At 45.4% G+C, this 18,768-nt stretch carries 20 protein-coding genes; 13 read left to right on the top strand and 7 right to left on the bottom strand.

The genetic code is table 11. From position 1 onward, the window contains the following. The first annotated feature begins 3 nt into the window (after nt 1-3). Together ACZ5DR_RS14635 and ACZ5DR_RS14630 are read left to right on the top strand one after the other, a co-directional pair. Nucleotides 4-615, top strand: coding sequence for a MiaE family protein (locus tag ACZ5DR_RS14635; RefSeq protein WP_377367498.1), 612 nt, complete (start codon nt 4-6; stop codon nt 613-615). 118 nt (nt 616-733) lie between these two features. Then, on the top strand, nt 734-1,045 hold the full coding sequence (locus ACZ5DR_RS14630) for a hypothetical protein (protein ID WP_377367497.1): 312 nt from the start codon (nt 734-736) through the stop codon (nt 1,043-1,045). Between the two features lie 47 nt (nt 1,046-1,092). Here the strand turns inward: ACZ5DR_RS14630 and ACZ5DR_RS14625 are convergent, their stop codons facing one another. The 4 genes from ACZ5DR_RS14625 to queC all read right to left on the bottom strand — a co-directional run bounded on the left by ACZ5DR_RS14625 (nt 1,093) and on the right by queC (nt 3,828). Then, a complete protein-coding gene (locus ACZ5DR_RS14625) occupies nt 1,093-1,872 on the bottom strand; it encodes a UDP-2,3-diacylglucosamine diphosphatase (RefSeq protein WP_377367495.1) in 780 nt (259 codons plus the stop codon). Nucleotides 1,873-1,875: 3 nt separating this feature from the next. Next, entirely contained in the window at nt 1,876-2,373 is a 498-nt protein-coding gene (locus ACZ5DR_RS14620; protein WP_377367493.1) for a peptidylprolyl isomerase, read from the bottom strand. Nucleotides 2,374-2,410: 37 nt separating this feature from the next. Further along, nucleotides 2,411-3,061, bottom strand: a complete 651-nt coding sequence (gene queE / locus ACZ5DR_RS14615; protein ID WP_377367491.1) for a 7-carboxy-7-deazaguanine synthase — start codon at nt 3,059-3,061, stop codon at nt 2,411-2,413. Between the two features lie 101 nt (nt 3,062-3,162). Beyond that, nucleotides 3,163-3,828, bottom strand: coding sequence for a 7-cyano-7-deazaguanine synthase QueC (gene queC, locus ACZ5DR_RS14610; protein WP_377367489.1), 666 nt, complete (start codon nt 3,826-3,828; stop codon nt 3,163-3,165). A gap of 146 nt (nt 3,829-3,974) precedes the next feature. Between queC and ACZ5DR_RS14605 the strand changes: the two genes are divergently transcribed. The 5 genes from ACZ5DR_RS14605 (at nt 3,975) to cysS (ending at nt 9,118) form a co-directional block, all read left to right on the top strand. After that, nucleotides 3,975-4,922 (top strand): GNAT family N-acetyltransferase, encoded by a 948-nt coding sequence (locus tag ACZ5DR_RS14605; RefSeq protein ID WP_377367487.1) that lies wholly within the window; start codon nt 3,975-3,977, stop codon nt 4,920-4,922. After that, on the top strand, nt 4,919-5,638 hold the full coding sequence (locus ACZ5DR_RS14600; protein WP_377367485.1) for an AzlC family ABC transporter permease: 720 nt from the start codon (nt 4,919-4,921) through the stop codon (nt 5,636-5,638). Before ACZ5DR_RS14605 ends, ACZ5DR_RS14600 begins: the two co-directional genes overlap by 4 nt. After that, complete coding sequence (locus ACZ5DR_RS14595; RefSeq protein WP_377367484.1) at nt 5,625-5,954, top strand: AzlD domain-containing protein; 330 nt, start codon at nt 5,625-5,627, stop codon at nt 5,952-5,954. The genes ACZ5DR_RS14600 and ACZ5DR_RS14595 overlap by 14 nt, the downstream gene beginning before the upstream one ends. Before the next feature lie 101 nt (nt 5,955-6,055). Continuing rightward, nucleotides 6,056-7,726, top strand: a complete 1,671-nt coding sequence (locus ACZ5DR_RS14590) for a glutamine--tRNA ligase/YqeY domain fusion protein (RefSeq protein WP_377367482.1) — start codon at nt 6,056-6,058, stop codon at nt 7,724-7,726. Nucleotides 7,727-7,735: 9 nt separating this feature from the next. Next, nucleotides 7,736-9,118 carry a cysteine--tRNA ligase gene (cysS, locus tag ACZ5DR_RS14585; RefSeq protein ID WP_377367480.1) on the top strand — a complete coding sequence of 461 codons (1,383 nt, stop codon included), beginning with the start codon at nt 7,736-7,738 and terminating at the stop codon, nt 9,116-9,118. A 55-nt stretch (nt 9,119-9,173) separates the two neighbouring features. Here cysS and ACZ5DR_RS14580 read toward each other — a convergent pair whose 3' ends face one another. Then, nucleotides 9,174-9,620: a universal stress protein gene (locus tag ACZ5DR_RS14580; protein ID WP_377367478.1), complete on the bottom strand. Its 447-nt coding sequence runs from the start codon at nt 9,618-9,620 to the stop codon at nt 9,174-9,176. Between the two features lie 57 nt (nt 9,621-9,677). On the opposite strand from ACZ5DR_RS14580, the gene ACZ5DR_RS14575 reads away from it, so the two are divergent. Continuing rightward, nucleotides 9,678-10,151, top strand: coding sequence for a hypothetical protein (locus tag ACZ5DR_RS14575; RefSeq protein ID WP_377367476.1), 474 nt, complete (start codon nt 9,678-9,680; stop codon nt 10,149-10,151). Here the strand turns inward: ACZ5DR_RS14575 and ACZ5DR_RS14570 are convergent. Continuing rightward, a complete protein-coding gene (locus tag ACZ5DR_RS14570; RefSeq protein WP_377367474.1) occupies nt 10,123-10,911 on the bottom strand; it encodes a hypothetical protein in 789 nt (262 codons plus the stop codon). The two genes, ACZ5DR_RS14575 and ACZ5DR_RS14570, sit on opposite strands and share 29 nt — an antisense overlap. Nucleotides 10,912-11,095: 184 nt before the next feature. Here ACZ5DR_RS14570 and topA point away from each other — a divergent pair, with 184 nt between their 5' ends. Genes topA through ACZ5DR_RS14555 form a run of 3 tightly spaced genes read left to right on the top strand, consistent with a single transcriptional unit; the run spans nt 11,096 to nt 14,462 of the window. After that, nucleotides 11,096-13,723: a type I DNA topoisomerase gene (gene topA / locus ACZ5DR_RS14565; protein ID WP_377367472.1), complete on the top strand. Its 2,628-nt coding sequence runs from the start codon at nt 11,096-11,098 to the stop codon at nt 13,721-13,723. Then, entirely contained in the window at nt 13,720-14,196 is a 477-nt protein-coding gene (locus ACZ5DR_RS14560; protein WP_377367470.1) for a DUF6586 family protein, read from the top strand. Before topA ends, ACZ5DR_RS14560 begins: the two co-directional genes overlap by 4 nt. Nucleotides 14,197-14,198: 2 nt before the next feature. Beyond that, nucleotides 14,199-14,462, top strand: a complete 264-nt coding sequence (locus tag ACZ5DR_RS14555; protein WP_377367468.1) for a hypothetical protein — start codon at nt 14,199-14,201, stop codon at nt 14,460-14,462. A gap of 68 nt (nt 14,463-14,530) precedes the next feature. Here the strand turns inward: ACZ5DR_RS14555 and lexA are convergent, their stop codons facing one another. Beyond that, complete coding sequence (gene lexA, locus ACZ5DR_RS14550) at nt 14,531-15,154, bottom strand: transcriptional repressor LexA (RefSeq protein ID WP_377367466.1); 624 nt, start codon at nt 15,152-15,154, stop codon at nt 14,531-14,533. A 69-nt stretch (nt 15,155-15,223) separates the two neighbouring features. On the opposite strand from lexA, the gene dinG reads away from it, so the two are divergent. Both dinG and ACZ5DR_RS14540 read left to right on the top strand, forming a co-directional pair. After that, nucleotides 15,224-17,347, top strand: a complete 2,124-nt coding sequence (dinG, locus tag ACZ5DR_RS14545; protein ID WP_377367464.1) for an ATP-dependent DNA helicase DinG — start codon at nt 15,224-15,226, stop codon at nt 17,345-17,347. 88 nt (nt 17,348-17,435) lie between these two features. Beyond that, nucleotides 17,436-18,767 carry a DEAD/DEAH box helicase gene (locus tag ACZ5DR_RS14540; protein ID WP_377367462.1) on the top strand — a complete coding sequence of 444 codons (1,332 nt, stop codon included), beginning with the start codon at nt 17,436-17,438 and terminating at the stop codon, nt 18,765-18,767. Nucleotide 18,768 lies beyond the last annotated feature (1 nt).

Raw genomic sequence — 18,768 nt, 5'->3', positions numbered from 1 at the left:
TTGATGTTAACTGATTACCCTGAATTGGTAGAGTTTTTACCCTGTGAGTCCCCAAAAGAGTGGGTAAACTGGGCATTAGAGAACGAAACCATACTATTAACTGATCATGCTCATTGCGAAAAAAAGGCTGCTTCCACAGCCATGAGTCTTATGTATCGTTATGTGGATAGGGAAAATCTGCTTCATAAGATGTCGCGTCTCGCCCGAGAAGAGCTGCTGCATTTTGAACAAGTCTTAAAAATTATGCGCAATCGTGGCATTCAATATGAGCATATGACTGCCGCTCGATATGCGGATGGTATGCGTAAGCACATCCGTACCCATGAGCCTGCACGCTTGGTGGATACATTGATTATTGGTGCTTTTGTAGAGGCTCGTTCTTGTGAGCGTTTTGCCGTACTCATTCCTCACTTAGATGAGGAATTGGCCAAGTTTTACCATTCATTGTTGAAATCTGAAGCTCGGCATTTTAAAGATTACCTAACCTTAGCGGAAGAGTACGCTGGCCACCCCATTGATGACCGTATTCAGTTTTTCCGTGAGCTGGAACATAAACTGATCACTGAGCCAGATGTTGAGTTCCGAGTACACAGCGGACCACCACAAGCGGCCTAGTAGCCTACTGGTACATTTGTTTACCTTTTAAAACAAACATTTGTGTGATTTCTTCTTCACAAACCCATTTACGGTGCTACACTCGAAAGAACTGCTCTAACAAGAGGAGGGCGTGAAGATGAGCACTCAAATGAATGATTTGCTGCCTGATGTTACCTATTGGCTAACATTGCAGATTGCGAAAAGCGATCCAGGTATTGATCTTGAACAAGTGTACCAAGGAACGGTTGAACTGGATTATCTTTATCAGGTATTGACCAGCAAGGCTCAACAACATTGGTGGACCCGTTACGGCGTTGAACTAAGTCCTGTGACCATCAATAACGCCTTCTTCCGAGCTATCGCCGTACTGCACGATCGCAATCTCGAATACAAGCGATCAAGAGTTCGTACGGAGACGGATTGGGTGCGAGAACTTCTGCATTTATAATGAAAAAGAGCAGCTTTAGCTGCTCTTTTTTTGTCTCAAATTTGCTATTAGTTAAAAGCAAATGTGTGCTCAGTTAACCACTGAGAATAGGGTGTTTGCTCAGCCAAATACTCTGTTGTTTCTATGCAAGATTGAATCAATCGCCCATTGCTTAACTGGGCTAGCCAGATCTTTTTGTCCCAATCCCCAAGTACCAATCTTGGCACGGCTTCATCCTCGTGCAATGCGGGACGATGGGTGTGCCCATGGATCAGTAAGTGAGTGCCCTTAGAGACGGTCTGTACGATGGCCTGTTGATTGACATCCATAATGTCTTGGGATTTATCCGCGGACATGGTTTTAGAGTCGTCTCTAAGCTTCTGTGCTAACGCCACCCTTTGCTCTAAGGGCATGCCCAATACTTGTTGTTGCCAAGCGGGCTGGCGAACCATAGCTCGAAACTCTTGGTACGCTTTGTCATCCACACAGAATTCATCCCCATGGGTTAAGACCAGTTGGGATTCATTATGAGCTAATAGATGTTGCTCGTTTAACTCAATAATGCCGGTACGATCAAACCATTCTTGGCCAACCAAAAAGTCTCTGTTACCAGCAATAAAGTAGGTGGTAATGCCTGCTTCAGTGAGTTGCTTTAACTGATTATCTAGGGTGAGAATCCATTCAGGTTGATAATCATCACCGATATAGGCTTCAAAGAAATCACCTAAAATATAGAGTTCACAGGGCGTATTCTTGGCTAAGATCTCATCTGTTAAACACACAAACGCCCGGATAAGATCCGGGCGTTTGTCACTCAAATGTAGATCTGAGATGAAGAATTGCTGCATGCCTTATTCTTTAACTAGCTCAGCAGATTCGATAACGATGTCTTCTACAGGTACGTCTTGGTGACCTGCTTTGATCGTTGTTGGCGCTTCTTTCATCTTGTTCACAACGTCCATACCAGCGGTTACTTTACCGAATACAGCGTAGCCCCAGCCGTCTGGCGTTTTGCTACGGTGGTTCAAGAAGCTGTTGTCAGCAACGTTGATGAAGAACTGTGCTGAAGCAGAGTGTGGGTCCATAGTACGAGCCATAGCCAAAGTGCCTACTTTGTTTTCTAGGCCGTTGTCCGCTTCGTTTTCAATTGGAGCACGAGTTTCTTTTTGCTTCATGCCTGGCTCAAAGCCACCGCCTTGTACCATGAAACCATTGATAACACGGTGGAAGATAACGCCGTCGTAGTGACCAGAAGTTACATATTCTTCGAAGTTTTTAGCGGATTTAGGGGCTTTTTCGTAATCTAGTTCGATTGTGATATCACCGAAGTTTGTGTGAAAAACGATCATGTAACTTTCCTTTAAAATGGTTTGGTTTAGCTCGATTCTAATCGATACCGAGCATTTTATGTGTTTGTAAACTTAGACGCCACTGCGGATTCTGCAAACAGTATCGAAGTGTCTGCGCTTGGGGAGAATCCACACGTTGCTGATCATTCGGTAAAGCGGCTTGATCCATAGCTTGTAAGTAAAAGTGATCAAACGCTAGATGCTCAAAATCCGATGGTGGTAAATGGGATTGTGGGAATACCAGCTTTAATTCATTTCCTTGGTTAACCACCAAAGGTTTGCTGGTTTTAGGGCTGACACAGATCCAATCGATGCCTTTAGGTAAGGGCAGAGTCCCATTGGTTTCTATGGCTAGGGTGTATCCCCTTTTTTTGGCTTCCAGTATCAAAGCCTCATCCAGCTGTAATGCAGGTTCGCCCCCTGTGAAAACGATGTATTTGTGAGATTTGTTGGTTGGCCATAGGGTATCAAGGTGTTTTAGCAAGTCTGAGGCGGTTTTAAAACGCCCACCATTCTGGCCATCGGTACCCACAAAATCTGTGTCACAAAAGGTGCATTCTGCAGTGCTGCGATGCTGTTCTTTGCCGCTCCATAAGTTGCAGCCAGTAAAGCGGCAAAATAAGGCAGGGCGGCCAGCGTGCGCGCCTTCTCCCTGGAGGGAATAAAACGCTTCTTTAATATTGTACATATCTATTCCTACAATCATCCGAATACAGTCGGAGATAACAGTGAATGTTGCATCAGTCGTCCGCAGATTGCTTGGCAAAAGCCGACGAAATAGGTTTTTAATTAGACTTCGTAAGCCAGTGGGTCTTGGGTGTTTTGTTCTGCAAAGGCTTCAAGGCGCTCATTACAGGCTCCGCATTTACCGCAGGCTTTCTCTCGACCGTTATAACAAGTCCAAGTTTGATTGTAGTCTAAGTTCATCCCTAGACCCGCTGCTAGAATCTCCCCTTTGCTGCTGTTTAAAAACGGCGTAACGATCTCGACCGCTTGATAATTAGCTATTTGCGAGACTGCGTTCATAGCGTGTACGAACTCAGGACGGCAATCTGGGTAAATATGATGATCACCAGCGTGTGCGCCGTAATGCACCTCAGGAGCTTCTAAGGAAACAGCGTAGGCAATGGCCATAGAGAGCAGGACCATATTGCGATTAGGCACCACGGTATTCTTCATGCTTTCTTCTGCGTAATGGCCCTCAGGAATGTCCACGTCACTGGTGAGGGAAGACCCCGCCATAAGCTGGTTGATGGCAGAGATGTCGACGATCTTGTGTGGCACATTTAGAGATTTACACACTTCTGCTGCGACCAAAAGCTCTTTGCTATGACGCTGACCGTAGTTAAACGACAGAGCATAAACCTCTCGACCTTCTGCAATGGCACGGTGCAGTACCGTGTAAGAATCCATGCCGCCTGAATAGACCACGACGGCTTTAATTTTGTTAGACATAAGTTCTCCTCAGATTTGCGGTGGCGGAGTATAGCAAATCGATGGGATTGTGCGTGATTTGTTTAGAGGGGGATTGTTTTTATTTGAGAATGAATTAATATCCGTAACCAGTTACGCATATTCTATTTTATGTTGGAATCATCCCTATGGAACAGTTTGGTGTGCTGTCTTTGGGCAGCCGATTGAAGCGCCTAAGTGATCATTTATATAACGAAGTGCAAAGTGTTTATTTGTCTGAGTCCTTGGTCATCTCCTCTACTTATTTTCCCATTCTTCGACTTTTACAGCAGTGTGGTGAATTGTCGGTAGTGGAGATGGCTGAGCGCCTTGGTTTATCTCATCCCGCCGTAAGTAAGCAAGTTTCTAAGATGATTAAAGAGACATTACTGATCAAACGCAGTGATCCACATGATCAGCGTCGTTCTGTGCTGGCTTTATCTGAGCTGTGTGCTCAGCAAATGGCTTTGGTTGAGCCTGTTTTGGAAGTTATCGGTGATGAGTTAGAAAACTACCTAAATCAAGTTGAGGGAAGTTTTTTAGAGCAGCTAGGACAGTTAGAGAAATCATTATTAAACGCTCCTTATTCTGATCGCGTTGTGCTAAGGCTACACCCAGAAAGACTTAGGTTTGAACCTGTTTCAGAGGCGACCGCGCCAAGTTTTAAGGCTCTTAACCTTGCTTGGCTCACAAAGTTCTTTCCTGACGATATTTACCCCCAGGACATGACAACCCTTAATGATCCAATTGGCAAAATACAACAGTACGGAGGCCAAGCCATCTGCGCTTTGTATAAGGACAAAGTGCTTGGTACCTACATTATGACGCCGTCTGACGTGGGGGAATTGGAGTTGAGTAAGCTGTGTGTTGATCCCGCTTACACTGGGTTAGGTATTGGCGAGCGATTGATGGCTCATGGGTTAGATTACGCAGAAAAGCAGGGGGTTCAGCAGGTAATGCTGGAGTCTCACACATGCTTAACTCCTGCCTTAGGTTTATATCGAAAGCTGGGATTCAGTGTATGTAAGCAAGATAAGCCTTATTCAGTGCCACGTGCCAACATTCGTTTGGTGAAAACGTTGGAGGCTGATTCATGAGAGAAGCATTGAATAATGCGAAACGAGGCGCCGTGGCCTCCATTCCGATGATTGTCGGTGGGCTGCCATTTGGTTTGTTGTTTGGCTCTCTTGCATCGGCAAATGATCTGAGTATTTGGTTTGCTATTGCCATGTCCAGCATTGTTTTCGCTGGGTCTGCCCAGTTTGTTGCGATTGGCCTGATCGCGGCAGGTGCCCCCATTTGGATCATAGTTGTTACGACCTTTGTGGTGAATCTTCGTCATATTCTATATGCCGCAGATATGGTGAGATTTATTAAGCATTTGCCCCTTAAGCTTCGGGCTCTGATGGCGTTTGGCTTGATCGATGAGACCTATGCAGCAGTTCGTCCTATGTATGATCATGGCTCGGCCACCAGAGAAACAGGTCATCAGGTCTACATTGGTTCGTTCGTGAGCTTTTATTTAATGTGGAACGCCAGCACCATCATTGGTGTTCTAGCTGGGGAATATATCCCGGGTATCAGTGAATGGGGATTGGAGTTTGCGATGGTGGCCACTTTTATAGGTATCGTGACTCCTTACTTAACGTCTGTTCCATATTGGGGAGCATTCATTGTGGCGATTGTTGCTTCTGTGGCATTCAGAGATTTGCCTAATAACCTAGGTTTAATGGTTGCGACGCTCTGTGCGGTTTTGACTGGAATGTTATTAGAGAGGGCGAAATTGCGGGAGGTACAGCATGTCCAATCTTAGTTTGGTATTAATTGTATTGGGAATGTTTGTGGTGACCTTTTCCATTCGGTTTGTGCTGTTTGCATCCGCACAAAAGGCGGCTATGCCCTTATGGTTGGAAAGTGGTCTCAAATATGTGCCCGTATCTGTACTGACAGGGATCATTGCGCCTATGTCATTAACGGATAATGTAGGACTCAATATTTCCCTCACAAATCCTTGGTTTGTCGGCGCCTTGGTCTCCTTAGTGGTGGGTGTGTTATTGAAACGTCAGTTACTGACTATCAGTATTGGTGTTGCTGCATTTTTTCTGGCGAAATTACTGGTAAGTCCATAGAAATCTTCTAAGGGCGTACCAATCACTTCTGAAAATCAGATATACTTGATCGTTAATTTTTCTAACCGTTACACGAACACCAATCGGGATTCACATATAACATGTCAGAAGCGTCAAAAACTGGGAACTTCATTACCCAAATCATTGATAAAGATAACGAAACTGGCAAGCACGGCGGCAAGGTGCTGACGCGCTTTCCACCTGAGCCAAATGGTTATCTTCACATCGGTCACGCCAAATCTATTTGCTTAAATTTTGGCATTGCAGAGCGTTACCAAGGGCAATGTAACCTGCGCTTTGATGATACGAACCCTGAAAAGGAAAACGTTGAGTTCATCGACTCGATTAAAAAAGATGTCGAATGGCTTGGTTTTGAGTGGGCGGACCAGCCTAAGTATGCTTCCGATTACTTCGATCAATTGTTTGCCTACGCTTGCAAAATGATTGAAGAGGGCACGGCTTACGTTTGTGAGCTAAATGCAGAACAAATGCGTGAGTACCGTGGCACACTTAAAGAGCCAGGTAAAAACAGCCCTTACCGTGACCGTACACCAGAAGAAAACATGGCGTTGTTTTTAGACATGCGCGATGGCAAGTACGCGGATGGAGAAAAAGTACTGCGCGCCAAGATTGATATGGCGAGCCCTAACATCAACCTGCGCGACCCTATCATCTACCGTATTCGCCATGTACACCATCATCAAACAGGTGATAAGTGGTGTGTATACCCTATGTATGACTTCACCCATTCATTGTCCGATGCCATTGAAGGGGTAACACACTCGATTTGTACTCTTGAGTTCCAAGATCACCGTCCTTTATATGACTGGACTTTGGATACCTTGGGCACATTCCACCCACAGCAGATTGAATTTGCGCGTTTAAATCTGAATTACACAGTAACCAGCAAACGTAAGCTTAAGCAACTTGTTGATGAAGGCCATGTTGAGGCGTGGGATGATCCACGTATGCCAACTATTTCGGGTATGCGTCGTCGAGGCTTTACTCCAGCGGCTATTCGTAATTTCTGTGAGCGTATTGGTGTGACCAAGTCTGACAGTATTGTTGACTTTGGTATGCTGGAACACGCCATCCGTGAAGATTTGGATGCTAAAGCTAACCGTGCTATGGCAGTGCTAAATCCCATTAAGGTGACATTGACCAATTACCCAGAGGATAAAGAAGAAATCTTCACGTTGGGTAATCACCCTAAAAATGAAGAAGCGGGTACCCGTGAGGTGCCTTTCAGTAAATACCTTTACATTGATGCGGCGGACTTCGAAGAAGTGCCACCTCGCAAGTGGAAGCGTTTGAGTTTAGGTACTGCTGTTCGCCTTCGCGGTGGCTATGTTATTACCTGTGATGAAGCCATCAAAGACGCAGATGGTAACGTTGTTGAACTATTGTGTTCCTACGATGAAAACACCTTGGGTGTTAACCCAGAGGGTTATAAGCCTAAAGGCGTGATCCATTGGGTAAGTGCTAAGCATGCAGTGGATGCAAATGTACGTTTGTACGATCGTTTGTTCAGTCACGAAGCGCCTGATGCCAAACACGAGGACAAAACCTTCCTTGATTTCATTAACCCAGAGTCTATGACAGTGGCGTCTAACGCTAAGGTTGAGCCTTCCCTCGCCCAAGCTGAACCCGGAGTGGGTTATCAGTTTGAGCGAGAAGGCTACTTCTGTCGCGACCTAAAAGAAGACGGCATGGTATTTAACCGTACCGTAACACTACGTGATTCTTGGGCGAAAATTGAAGCGAAAAGCTAAAGGCATAGCATGTTAAAACTGTTTAATACTCTGACAGGTAAAAAAGAAGTCTTTAAACCTATCGAGGAAGGGAAAGTAAAAATGTATGTATGTGGCATTACAGTCTATGACTACTGCCACATAGGTCACGCCCGTGCGATGATTTCATTTGATGTGATTACGCGCTTCCTGCGTCACATTGGATACGATCTGACATTTGTGCGTAACATCACAGATGTAGACGATAAGATTATCAAGCGTGCAGAAGAAAACGGTGAAGCTCCCTCAGCATTGACTGAGCGTATGATCGCAGCCATGCATGAAGACGAGCTTGCCCTGGGTAATAAGCTACCTGATCAGGAGCCTAAAGCGACTGAGTTCATGCAACAGATCATTGATATGATTCAAGTGTTGGTGGACAAAGGTTTTGCTTATCAAGGCGAAAGTGGTGATGTTTATTACCGCGCCAGCAAATTTGAAGACTATGGTAAGTTGAATAACCGTAAGTTAGAAGAAATGCTTGCTGGTGCTCGTATTGAAGTAGAAGCCGCTAAAGAGCATCCAGCAGACTTTGTGTTATGGAAACCAGCAAAAGCCGGTGAGGTTTCTTGGGAGTCCCCTTGGGGGAATGGTCGTCCAGGTTGGCACATTGAATGTTCTGCCATGTCAACACACTGCCTAGGTAATCATTTTGACATTCATGGTGGCGGTCCTGATCTTAAGTTTCCTCACCATGAGAATGAAATTGCTCAGTCTGAAGCAGCAACAGGTGAACAGTACGTTAATTACTGGATGCACTGTGGCGCCGTTCGCGTGAATAACGAGAAGATGTCTAAGTCCTTAGGCAACTTCTTTACTATTCGTGAAGTATTGGAAAAATTCAATCCTGAAGTAGTCCGTTACTTGATGGTTTCAAGTCAGTACCGCAGCAGCATTGATTACTCTGATGCTAGCCTGAAGGAAGCTAAGACCGCTCTAGAGCGTCTATATACCGCTTTGCGAGGTCAAGAGGTTGCGGACAGCTACCAAGCAACTGACTACACAGCGCGATTTGAAGAAGCTATGCATGATGACTTCAATACGCCGGTTGCTCTGTCTGTGTTGTTTGAGCTGGTTCGCGAATTGAATAAAGCCCGAGCTGAGGGTGCTGACAACGCTGCCTCATTAGCGGCAGAGCTGAAAGCGCTAGCAGACTTGGTGGGCCTACTGTCTCAAGATCCTGAGTACTTTCTACAAAACAGTACTCTAAGTGATGGTTTGTCGGCTGAGGACATTGAGGCTTATATAGCTGAGCGCGCTCAGGCACGAAAAGATAAGAACTTTGCTCGCAGTGACGAAATTCGTAATTTGCTGGATGAGCAAGGGATTACTTTGCTGGACAGTCGTGAAGGCACAACTTGGACCCGTGGTTAATCCCTAAGGTCCAATAAAAAAGGGAGGCTTGGCCTCCCTTTTTAGTGAGCGTTTCTTATTCCGGTTTATCAGACTTGTGTACGCGAACGGCCAAAACGTCACATGGAGCTCCATGAAGAACGCCATTTGCTGTTGAGCCAAGTAATAGGGCTAACCCATGGCGACCATGACTACCTACGACAATCAGGTCTGAGTTGTTTTCTTCGGCAATGCGATGGATTTCGCTTTCGATTCCGCCTTGGGTGATGATGGTTTCTTGTACAGGAATGTCTAATTGGTCAGCTAAAACAGACATGCGTTCTTTCGCTGTGGTTTCTAGCTGTTCTTGAATATCGCTAACATCGATGGGCACATCGCCACCGTAGGCGTAGTTAAGGGATTCTATGACATGGACAATAGTTAGGTTGCCACCAAAGGCTTTGCAAATTGCTGCAGCTTTATTGGCTACCAAGATGCTGTAATCAGTTAAATCAACAGCTAAAACAATATGTTGGTATGACATGGGATACCTCCACTTCAGGGTTCCATTTATTTATATTAATACACCAAGAGTAAAACAATGACAGCGCTAATTGTAGTTTTTATTGTGGTTTCCTTGATGGGATCGGCCTTGTGGGTCATGCCATCAAAGCGTGAACGGGAGAAAATGGAGCTTCGCATGCTGGCTCGAAAATTGGGGATCACTGTTAAGTTAACCTCTGTTAATTTGCCCGATAAATGGGACAAGGTAACAGAGCCCAAAAAAGTCTGTGCGTACCATCTGTACCGCGAAAAACCCCTTAAAGAGTTCACTGAAATTAACATATACCCTTACGAAGTATGGAAACACCCAGAATTGTGTAAAGGTTGGGTTAGTAGCAAAACTATTGATCTAAGTAGGGAAGTACAAGCAAAGCTGGAGAAACACCATGGTGTATGGGTTGCCCTAGAGGTAACTTCAGATCGTGTTAGCTTATTTTGGAATGAAAAAGGTGATGCAAGCGCCGTTCATGACGCTTGCGAGGTCATGGCTGATCTTTTAGCTCTTCGCTAATGGCTGCAGCGACAGCGTCAGGGGTCTTTGCCTCCAGCATCAGGTCGGCAAGGGCTTCTTCAGGGTTTTCAGACTCCTGAATGGCCGCTATCTGAGGGGCAATGATTTCCTTGATGCGCATGTCCACGTATTTTTCGAGCTCTTTTTTTTCAGGGCGGTCGATGTTGTTGGATTTCAAGTGCGAATTAATGACACCAAATAAAGTGGATGCCACACGTGTTTGGCCACTATGAAAGTGTTTGTTGGCTTGCACTAGTTGTCGATTTAGCTGAATCCAAAGGTTTAGCCAGCGTAAATAGGTGTAGCAAAGCTTGTAATGGGTGTTGCTAATTCGTCCTTTGCGACGCAAGTAGAGCAGCATTTTTGCCGCTTTGGTTAGGCGTTCCTTGTATTTGGTCTTTTCGGGAAAGCTCATTTCCCCTGGTTCTAAATTTAAGGGAGCGGGCTCTTGTTCTCGATCTTGCTCTGCTCTAGCAATTCGAGCTTCGACTTTTTCAGGGTCGTCAGTGTAAGACAATAGCTCTCGTAGGTTTTCTAAATAAAAATCGTAAAATGCGTCACTAACAATAGTGTCGGTGTGAAGGTCTTTTAGGCCAATAATGTGTTGCTCCATTCGATCAGCACGATTTTGTAACTGAAGGAATTTAAAACGTCTTTCTTTTATTTCACGTTCTTTTTGATGGGCGCGTGAGCCGATCACTACTGAAGCCAGTACGATTATGAAAAGAATGACTATAGTTAGTATCTGTAACGTGGCCATGATTGTCCTTTGTATGTGATTTCAGTATGTTAAAGGGCAAATACATGGCTCGGCAATAGGAATGTTGCGAATCTGCTTAGGGATAGCTTGTCATATATATGTGGTTTGCTTAATATCTGCGCCCCATACAACACTCTTATTCTCAAGCTCATCAAAAATTAAGTATTAAGGCTCAAACAACTCAATGGCTAAATCTCTGGTAATCGTGGAATCGCCAGCCAAGGCGAAAACTATTAACAAATATCTCGGTAACGACTATGTCGTAAAATCGAGTGTTGGTCATATCCGAGATCTGCCGACTGGCACCACATCGACGACGACACCAAAGGAACGTGCGCAGCAGGCGGCTTTAACTCGTAAGATGAGCCCAGAAGAGAAGGCTGAATACAAGCGTACTAAGTCCCGCAAGCAGCTTATTAATAGAATGGGCGTGGATCCAGAAAATAATTGGAGCGCCCATTACGAAATCTTGCCCGGTAAAGAAAAGGTGGTAGATGAATTAAAGCGCCTTGCTAAGAATGCCGACACCATCTATCTCGCAACCGATTTGGATAGAGAGGGAGAGGCCATCGCTTGGCATCTTCGTGAAGCCATTGGTGGGGACGACTCACGCTATAAGCGCGTGGTGTTTAATGAAATCACCAAGAATGCCATCAAGTCTGCCTTTGATACGCCTTCAGAATTAGACATGGCTCGGGTCAATGCCCAGCAGGCACGTCGTTTCTTGGATCGGGTTGTTGGCTTTATGGTGTCACCTTTGCTTTGGGCAAAGGTTGCTCGAGGCTTATCTGCAGGCCGAGTTCAATCCGTAGCGGTTCGCCTTATTGTTGAGCGTGAAAAAGAAATTCGTGCCTTTATCCCAGACGAATTTTGGGAATTGGATGCCAATTTAGCGACTCAGGACAAGACTAATATCACCTTTGCTACGGTTAAGTACCAAGGTAATGAGTACCGACCGACCTCTAAAGCAGAGTCCGATGAGCATGTTAAACGTATCGAGTCACACCCCTTTAAGGTAATAAACCGAGAAGATAAGCCTACTCGCTCTAAACCTTCTGCACCTTTTATTACATCTACTTTGCAACAGGCCGCAAGTACTCGTTTAGGTTTCGGTGTGAAAAAGACCATGATGCTTGCCCAGCGCTTATATGAGGCGGGTTACATTACCTATATGCGTACCGACTCTACTAACTTGAGCCAAGAAGCCGTTGAGTCTGTTCGAGAGTACATTCAGAGCAACTTTGGGGATGCCTACCTACCCAAGGAGCCGTTACGTTATTCAAGTAAAGAGGGCGCTCAGGAAGCCCACGAAGCAATTCGTCCCTCTGATGTCACAGTTACGCAAAATGTACTACAGGGCATGGACAAAGATGCCCATCGTCTTTATGACCTCATCCGCGCGCAATTCATGGCCTGTCAAATGACGCCAGCCGAATACACTTCAACAACAGTGTTTGTGGCTGCGGGCGATTATGAACTTCGTGCCAAAGGCCGAATTTTGCGTTTTGATGGTTACACTCGCGTGATGAGTGCATTGGGTAAAAAATCCGAAGACACTATTTTGCCTGATGTACAAACCGGTGACCTGCTTACTCTTAACGAACTTCTTCCGGAGCAGCACTTTACTAAGCCACCTGCTCGATACAGTGAAGCTAGCCTGGTTAAAGAACTTGAAAAGCGTGGTATTGGCCGTCCATCTACTTATGCTTCGATCATTTCTACGATCCAAGACCGTGGTTACGTCCGTGTTGAGAATCGTCGCTTTTACGCGGAAAAGATGGGCGACATTGTCACAGATCGCTTGGTGCAAAGCTTCAGCAGTTTAATGAACTATAGTTTTACCGCTGAGATGGAAGAGCAGCTGGATGACATTGCTGAAGGCGATAAGGACTGGATTAAGACCTTAAATGACTTCTACAGCAGCTTTAGCGACACATTAAATAAGGCAGAAGCTGACGAGGGTGGCATGGCTCCTAATGAGCCGACACCAACGAATATCGAATGCCCGACCTGTGGTCGTCCGATGCAAATTCGAACGGCAAGTACTGGGGTGTTTTTATCCTGTTCTGGCTATGCATTGCCACCAAAAGAGCGCTGTAAAGCGACCATAAACTTGGTGAGTGGTGATGAGGCCGTTGCTGTTGATGACGAAGAAGGCGAATCTAAAGCTCTTATCAATAAGCGTCGTTGCTCTATTTGTGGTTCAGCCATGGATAGCTATTTAGTGGATGAACACCGCAAGCTGCACGTATGTGGTAATAACCCATCCTGCCCTGGTTACGAGGTTGAGGAAGGGGTGTTTAAGCTTAAAGGTTACGATGGCCCGGTTATTGAATGTGATAAGTGTGGCTCTGAAATGCAGCTTAAAACGGGGCGTTTCGGTAAATACTTTGGCTGTACCAATGAGGCTTGTAAAAATACCCGTAAGCTTCTTAAAAATGGCGAAGTGGCACCGCCAAAAATGGACCCTGTGTCTATGCCGGATCTTCCTTGTCAAAAGGTTGAGGATCACTATGTGCTCCGTGACGGAGCAACGGGTCTGTTCTTGGCTGCGAGTCAGTTCCCTCGTAAGCGTGAGACTCGTCCGCCTTTGGTGAAAGAGCTTAAGCCTTACATGGATCAGATTGATCCTAAGTATCATTACTTTGATAAAGCTCCCCTTCAGGATGAAGAGGGAAATCCTACTGTTATTCGTTACAGTCGCAAAACGAAAGAGCAGTACATTATGACTGAAGTAGAAGGCAAGCCTACGGGCTGGAAAGCTTTCTATGTCAATGGTAAATGGGATGTTCAACCAGGGAAGAAAAAATGAGTGGATCCAGCTTAGCAAGTTCAACGAATCAACGTCTTGATGCCGCGAGGCGTCTATTGAGCCAAAGCCAGCAAGGGGAAGACAGTTGGCTTGCTTCTAGCTTTGAAAACTCTGCCTTATTTCAGCTTCGCAGTGCCCTGAATGGCTTACTTCAGGAAATTCAATCTGTGTATAGCTTGAAGGGCGAGTTGTCTGTGACAGCCATGGTCCAGCTTGCGGCGACTAAAGGTGTTATCGTGCCAGCTCTACAAGAGCTACAGCTGCTACAAGAAAATCGTCAGTCATGGCTGTCTCAGCTTTACTCTGGCTATGTGGCTGCCCTTGAGTGTACCCCGAATGTGGGTGCCGTATCGGCTAATTCTGGATCTGACCTGATTGGTAAGGGGTCAGACTCTGGTGCAGCGACAAAACACATCCTCAATTCACTGGTGGACATTGTACTGCGGTTTCGTGAAGATTCCGCAGAATATTAAGAATGAAAGATACGTATTTAGAAATTGTTGAATTAGAAAATGGAGACATTGTGCTCCGTCCTGCAAGCGAGGATGAGGACGATAAGACGCCCCTTGCAACCCTTAAAATCTCAGATGACACCAAGGCATTCTTAAAAGATCGTTATTTTGAATTGGCTAAGTGTATGTTCCATGCGGGCATTGACTACGTGTATTCAGAGGATTTCGATTCAGGAGAAGGGCATGATGCCCATGATGAAGAGTTTATGCCTCGTATTCTTCACTGATGTTCTGTGTTGTCTATCTAAAACAAAAATGGTTGCTTAAATAAAGCAACCTTTTTTGCTTTTGGGGACTAGATCCCACGTCGAATAACACCCACTGATAGACCTTCAATGACAAATTCTTCGCTTTCAAGATCAACGACTATGTCATTAAATGCTTCATTTTCGGGCTGAAGTCTGACTTCGCTGCCCTTTTGTTGGAAGCGTTTTACTGTTACTTCGTCACCGATTCGAGCGACAACAATTTGACCATTACGCACAGTGGTGGTTTTGTGCACAGCGAGTAGGTCGCCATCATAAATGCCAACATCTTTCATGCTCATGCCATTTACCGAAAGCAGGTAGTCGGCTTTAGGAGAAAACATGTCGGAGGGGACCTTGATGCGTGAATCAATATTCTCTTGTGCCAGAATAGGGTATCCTGCTGCCACTTGACCAACGATGGGTAGAGTGCCGTCTTCATCGTTTGCACTTTCGGCAGGTTGTTCAATTAAGCGAATGCCACGTGAAGCACCAGATAGCATTTCAATAGCGCCTTTTTTACTTAGGGCTTTTAAATGTTCTTCGGCTGCATTGGGTGACTTAAAGCCAAGTCGTGCTGCGATTTCAGCTCGAGTTGGCGGAAAGCCAGTTTCATTAATGAATTCGCGAATCGTCTCTAGGACATCAGACTGTCTTTTTGTTAATTTAATCATATGGCATCTGTTTGTTTATACAGTTACTGTTATTATATACAGCTAATCATCTATAGCTCAACTAATTAAATGCTTTCAGACAAGATAAAGAATCAAATTCAGCAAGCCTACCGAGATTATCTAGAGGCAAAAGGCCACAAGGCCCGTGTGGGACAGCGTCATATGATCGCGACCATTGCTCGGACCCTTGGCAATATAAAACAGGGCACCGAAGGTGAGCGGCTAGGTGAAAAGCATGTGGCTGTGGTCGAGGCTGGCACCGGTACAGGTAAGACCTTGTCTTACTGTCTTTCAACGATTCCGATTGTGAAGGATAAGGGTCTTAAGCTAATTATCTCTACTGCGACAGTTGCCTTACAGGAGCAAATCTTACATAAAGAGCTGCCAAGTCTTCTTGAGCATACGGATTATAGTTTCCGATATACCCTCGCTAAAGGTCGTGGTCGTTACCTGTGCTTAAACAACCTTGAGAGCTTTCTGGGTGCTGAAGAGCAATCCACAGAGGATATGTTCGCAGGCCTGTTTGAACAACATCTGGCGGCGGATGATGTCAATATCACCCTGTATCAGGAAATGGATGATAAGCTTCGCGACGGTGAGTGGGATGGAGACAAAGATAATTGGGAAGGCATCATTCGTGAGAATGATTGGCGTCGTCTCACCACTGATCATCAACAATGTACAAATCGTAATTGTGCTAACTTCTCCGCCTGTCCATTTTTTAAGGCCCGAGGTGAACTAGAAATTGCAGATGTCATAGTGGCTAACCATGATTTGGTGTTAGCGGATTTATCATTGGGTGGCGGTGCCATTCTTTCAGACCCCAAAGAAACCATCTATGTATTTGATGAAGGACATCATCTACCTGACAAGGCCATAGGTCACTTTAGACATGAAGTGCGTCTGCAACAAAGTATCAGTTGGCTTAAGCAGCTAGACAAAAACCTTATAAATTTCCGTCAGGAACTAACGGACGAAGTCAGTTTGTCGGGGCAGATCTTATTAAAAATCCCCCAGCAAATACAAAGCACGATCAACTTTGTACAGTACGTGCAGCAGGGGATCGCACCCTTTATCCAAGGGTTGGGATTGGACGAAGATACGCGTCAGCACCGTTTTGAATTTGGTGTTATCCCTGATGAATTACGCCAGCTGGCATACAGCCTTACTATGTCTTACCAAAAGCTCTACAAGCAGATTGAAACCATTCAGGATGAATGTAAAAAGGTAAAGCAAAATGAAGGCATGGGGATCACGGAGGAAACCGCTGAAAATTGGCTGCCAATCTTAGGTGTCATCTTAGGGCGTCTTGAAGCCTGTGTGGAGCTTTGGAAGCTCTATTCCGCTATTGATGATCAGACCTATCCCCCTAATGCCCGATGGCTTGTTTTAGTGGGCCAAGGCCTTGAACAAGATGTAGAGCTGGGTGGTTCCCCCATCTTAGCCGCCCATACGCTGCGTATGCAGCTCTGGGACAAGTGCTTTGGTGCGGTTGTTACCTCAGCCACATTGACGGCACTGAATGAGTTTCATCGTTTCAACATGCGCTCGGGGGTACCACGGGAAAGTGAGTATCTAAGGGTTATCAGTCCATTTGATTTTGCCAATAAAGGAACCTTGGTCGTCCCGAGTATGGACGCTGAGCCAAATCATGCGGAGGCACATACTAAAGAGTTGGTGAAGTATTTTAATGATCACATCGAAAAAGACCTTGGCTCTTTAGTGCTGTTTTCCTCCCGCCGTCAAATGGAAGAGGTGGCTGCTGGTTTAAAAGATGACCTCAAAGAATTGCTGTTAATACAAGGTGAGCAATCGAAACGGATTATCCTAGACGCACACAAGGATGCCATTGATGCTGGTAAAGGTAGCTTGCTATTTGGCCTTGCAAGCTTTGCAGAAGGGGTGGATTTGCCCGGTAAATACCTTACCCGAGTTTATATCGCAAAAATTCCGTTTGCTGTACCCGATGACCCTGTTGAAGCAACCTTAGCAGAGTGGATTCAAAAGCGGGGCGGGAATCCTTTTATGGAAATAACCATTCCTGATGCCTCTTTGAGATTGGTTCAGGCAACTGGCCGATTGTTGCGAAGTGAGACAGATGAAGGGGAAATCCATATATTGGATAAACGACTTCGTACTAAACGATACGGGGGACAATTAATCGCTAGTTTGCCTCCATATCGACAGATTTAGTAAGTTAAAGATGATAAAACTGGGGCATTTAGGTACACTCGGTGCCACGTTATTAAACTACCAATGAAAAGAGACGAAAGACTCCCACATGGATAAACAGCAAGAAGCCACACGCCCAACCTCTAAGGGCCCAAAACGTCAGCGTAGACCCCGTCGTAAACACAACAAAAATAGTGGAAGCGATAACCAAGCAAACGTTCAGGCTAACAAAGACGCAAAAAGTGGTGAGCTTTGGTCCGTTGATCAGTTCAAAGTAGATCCAGTAGAGGGTAAGTCACGTTTTCATGACTTCAACTTGCCTGATCGTGTCTTGAAATCCATTCAAGAAATGGGATTTGAGTACTGCAGTGAAATTCAAGCTGCGACCTTGCCAGCTACCTTGCAAGGTTACGATTTAATTGGTCAAGCGCAAACGGGTACCGGTAAAACTGCTGCGTTCCTGATTGCTATGGTCAGTGATTTCTTGGATTACCCTGCAGACGAGGATCGTCCTAATAATTTCCCTCGCGGTTTGATTATTGCTCCGACTCGAGAGTTGGCTTTGCAAATCGCAGATGAAGCAGAAAAACTCACTAAAAATACAAACTTGAATGTAGTGTCTTTAGTGGGTGGCATGAATTACGACAAACAGCGCTCTCAATTGGAAACCGAGTTCGTTGACCTAGTGGTTGCGACGCCGGGCCGTTTGTTGGATTTTGCGCGTAATAAGAAAGTAATGCTCAATAAAGTTGAGTGTGTTGTGCTGGACGAAGCGGACCGCATGCTTTCCATGGGCTTTATTCCGGATGTTAAAAGCATTATTCGCATGACGCCTCACAAAGAGCGACGTCAAACTATGTTGTTCAGTGCGACCTTCCCGAAAGATATCCAAGCACTTGCTCGTCAGTGGACTTTCCATCCAAAAGAAGTCTCTGTAGTACCAAAAGAGACGACCAACAAAAACATTGATCAGGTTATTTACACGGTCGAAGCGGAACAGAAATGGCCGGTACTAAAATCTTTGATTGAAGGTAATGATGGCCAGCGTACGATTATTTTTGCGAACCGCCGTGACGAAACCAGAGATTTATATGAAAAGCTGAAAGGCGCCAAGATCAACTGTGCGATTTTATCCGGTGAAGTGAGCCAGGATAAACGTGTGAAAACATTGGCTAAGTTCAAAGACGGCTCAATTCAAGTGTTGGTGGCAACGGATGTGGCTGGTCGAGGAATCCACGTAGACAACATCGAGCTAGTGGTGAACTATACTTTACCGGAAGACCCTGAAGATTATGTGCACCGTATTGGCCGTACCGGTCGCGGCGGCGAAATGGGTAAATCCGTCAGCTTTGCCAGCGAAGATGACGCTTTCATGATTCCTGAAATAGAAGCCACTATCGGTGCTTCTATTCGTTGTGAATACATGATCGAGCAAAAATAAC

Source organism: Marinomonas vaga (assembly GCF_055388305.1).
Note: the sequence above shows the minus strand (reverse complement) of the source record. Positions and strands in the feature narration are given on the sequence as shown.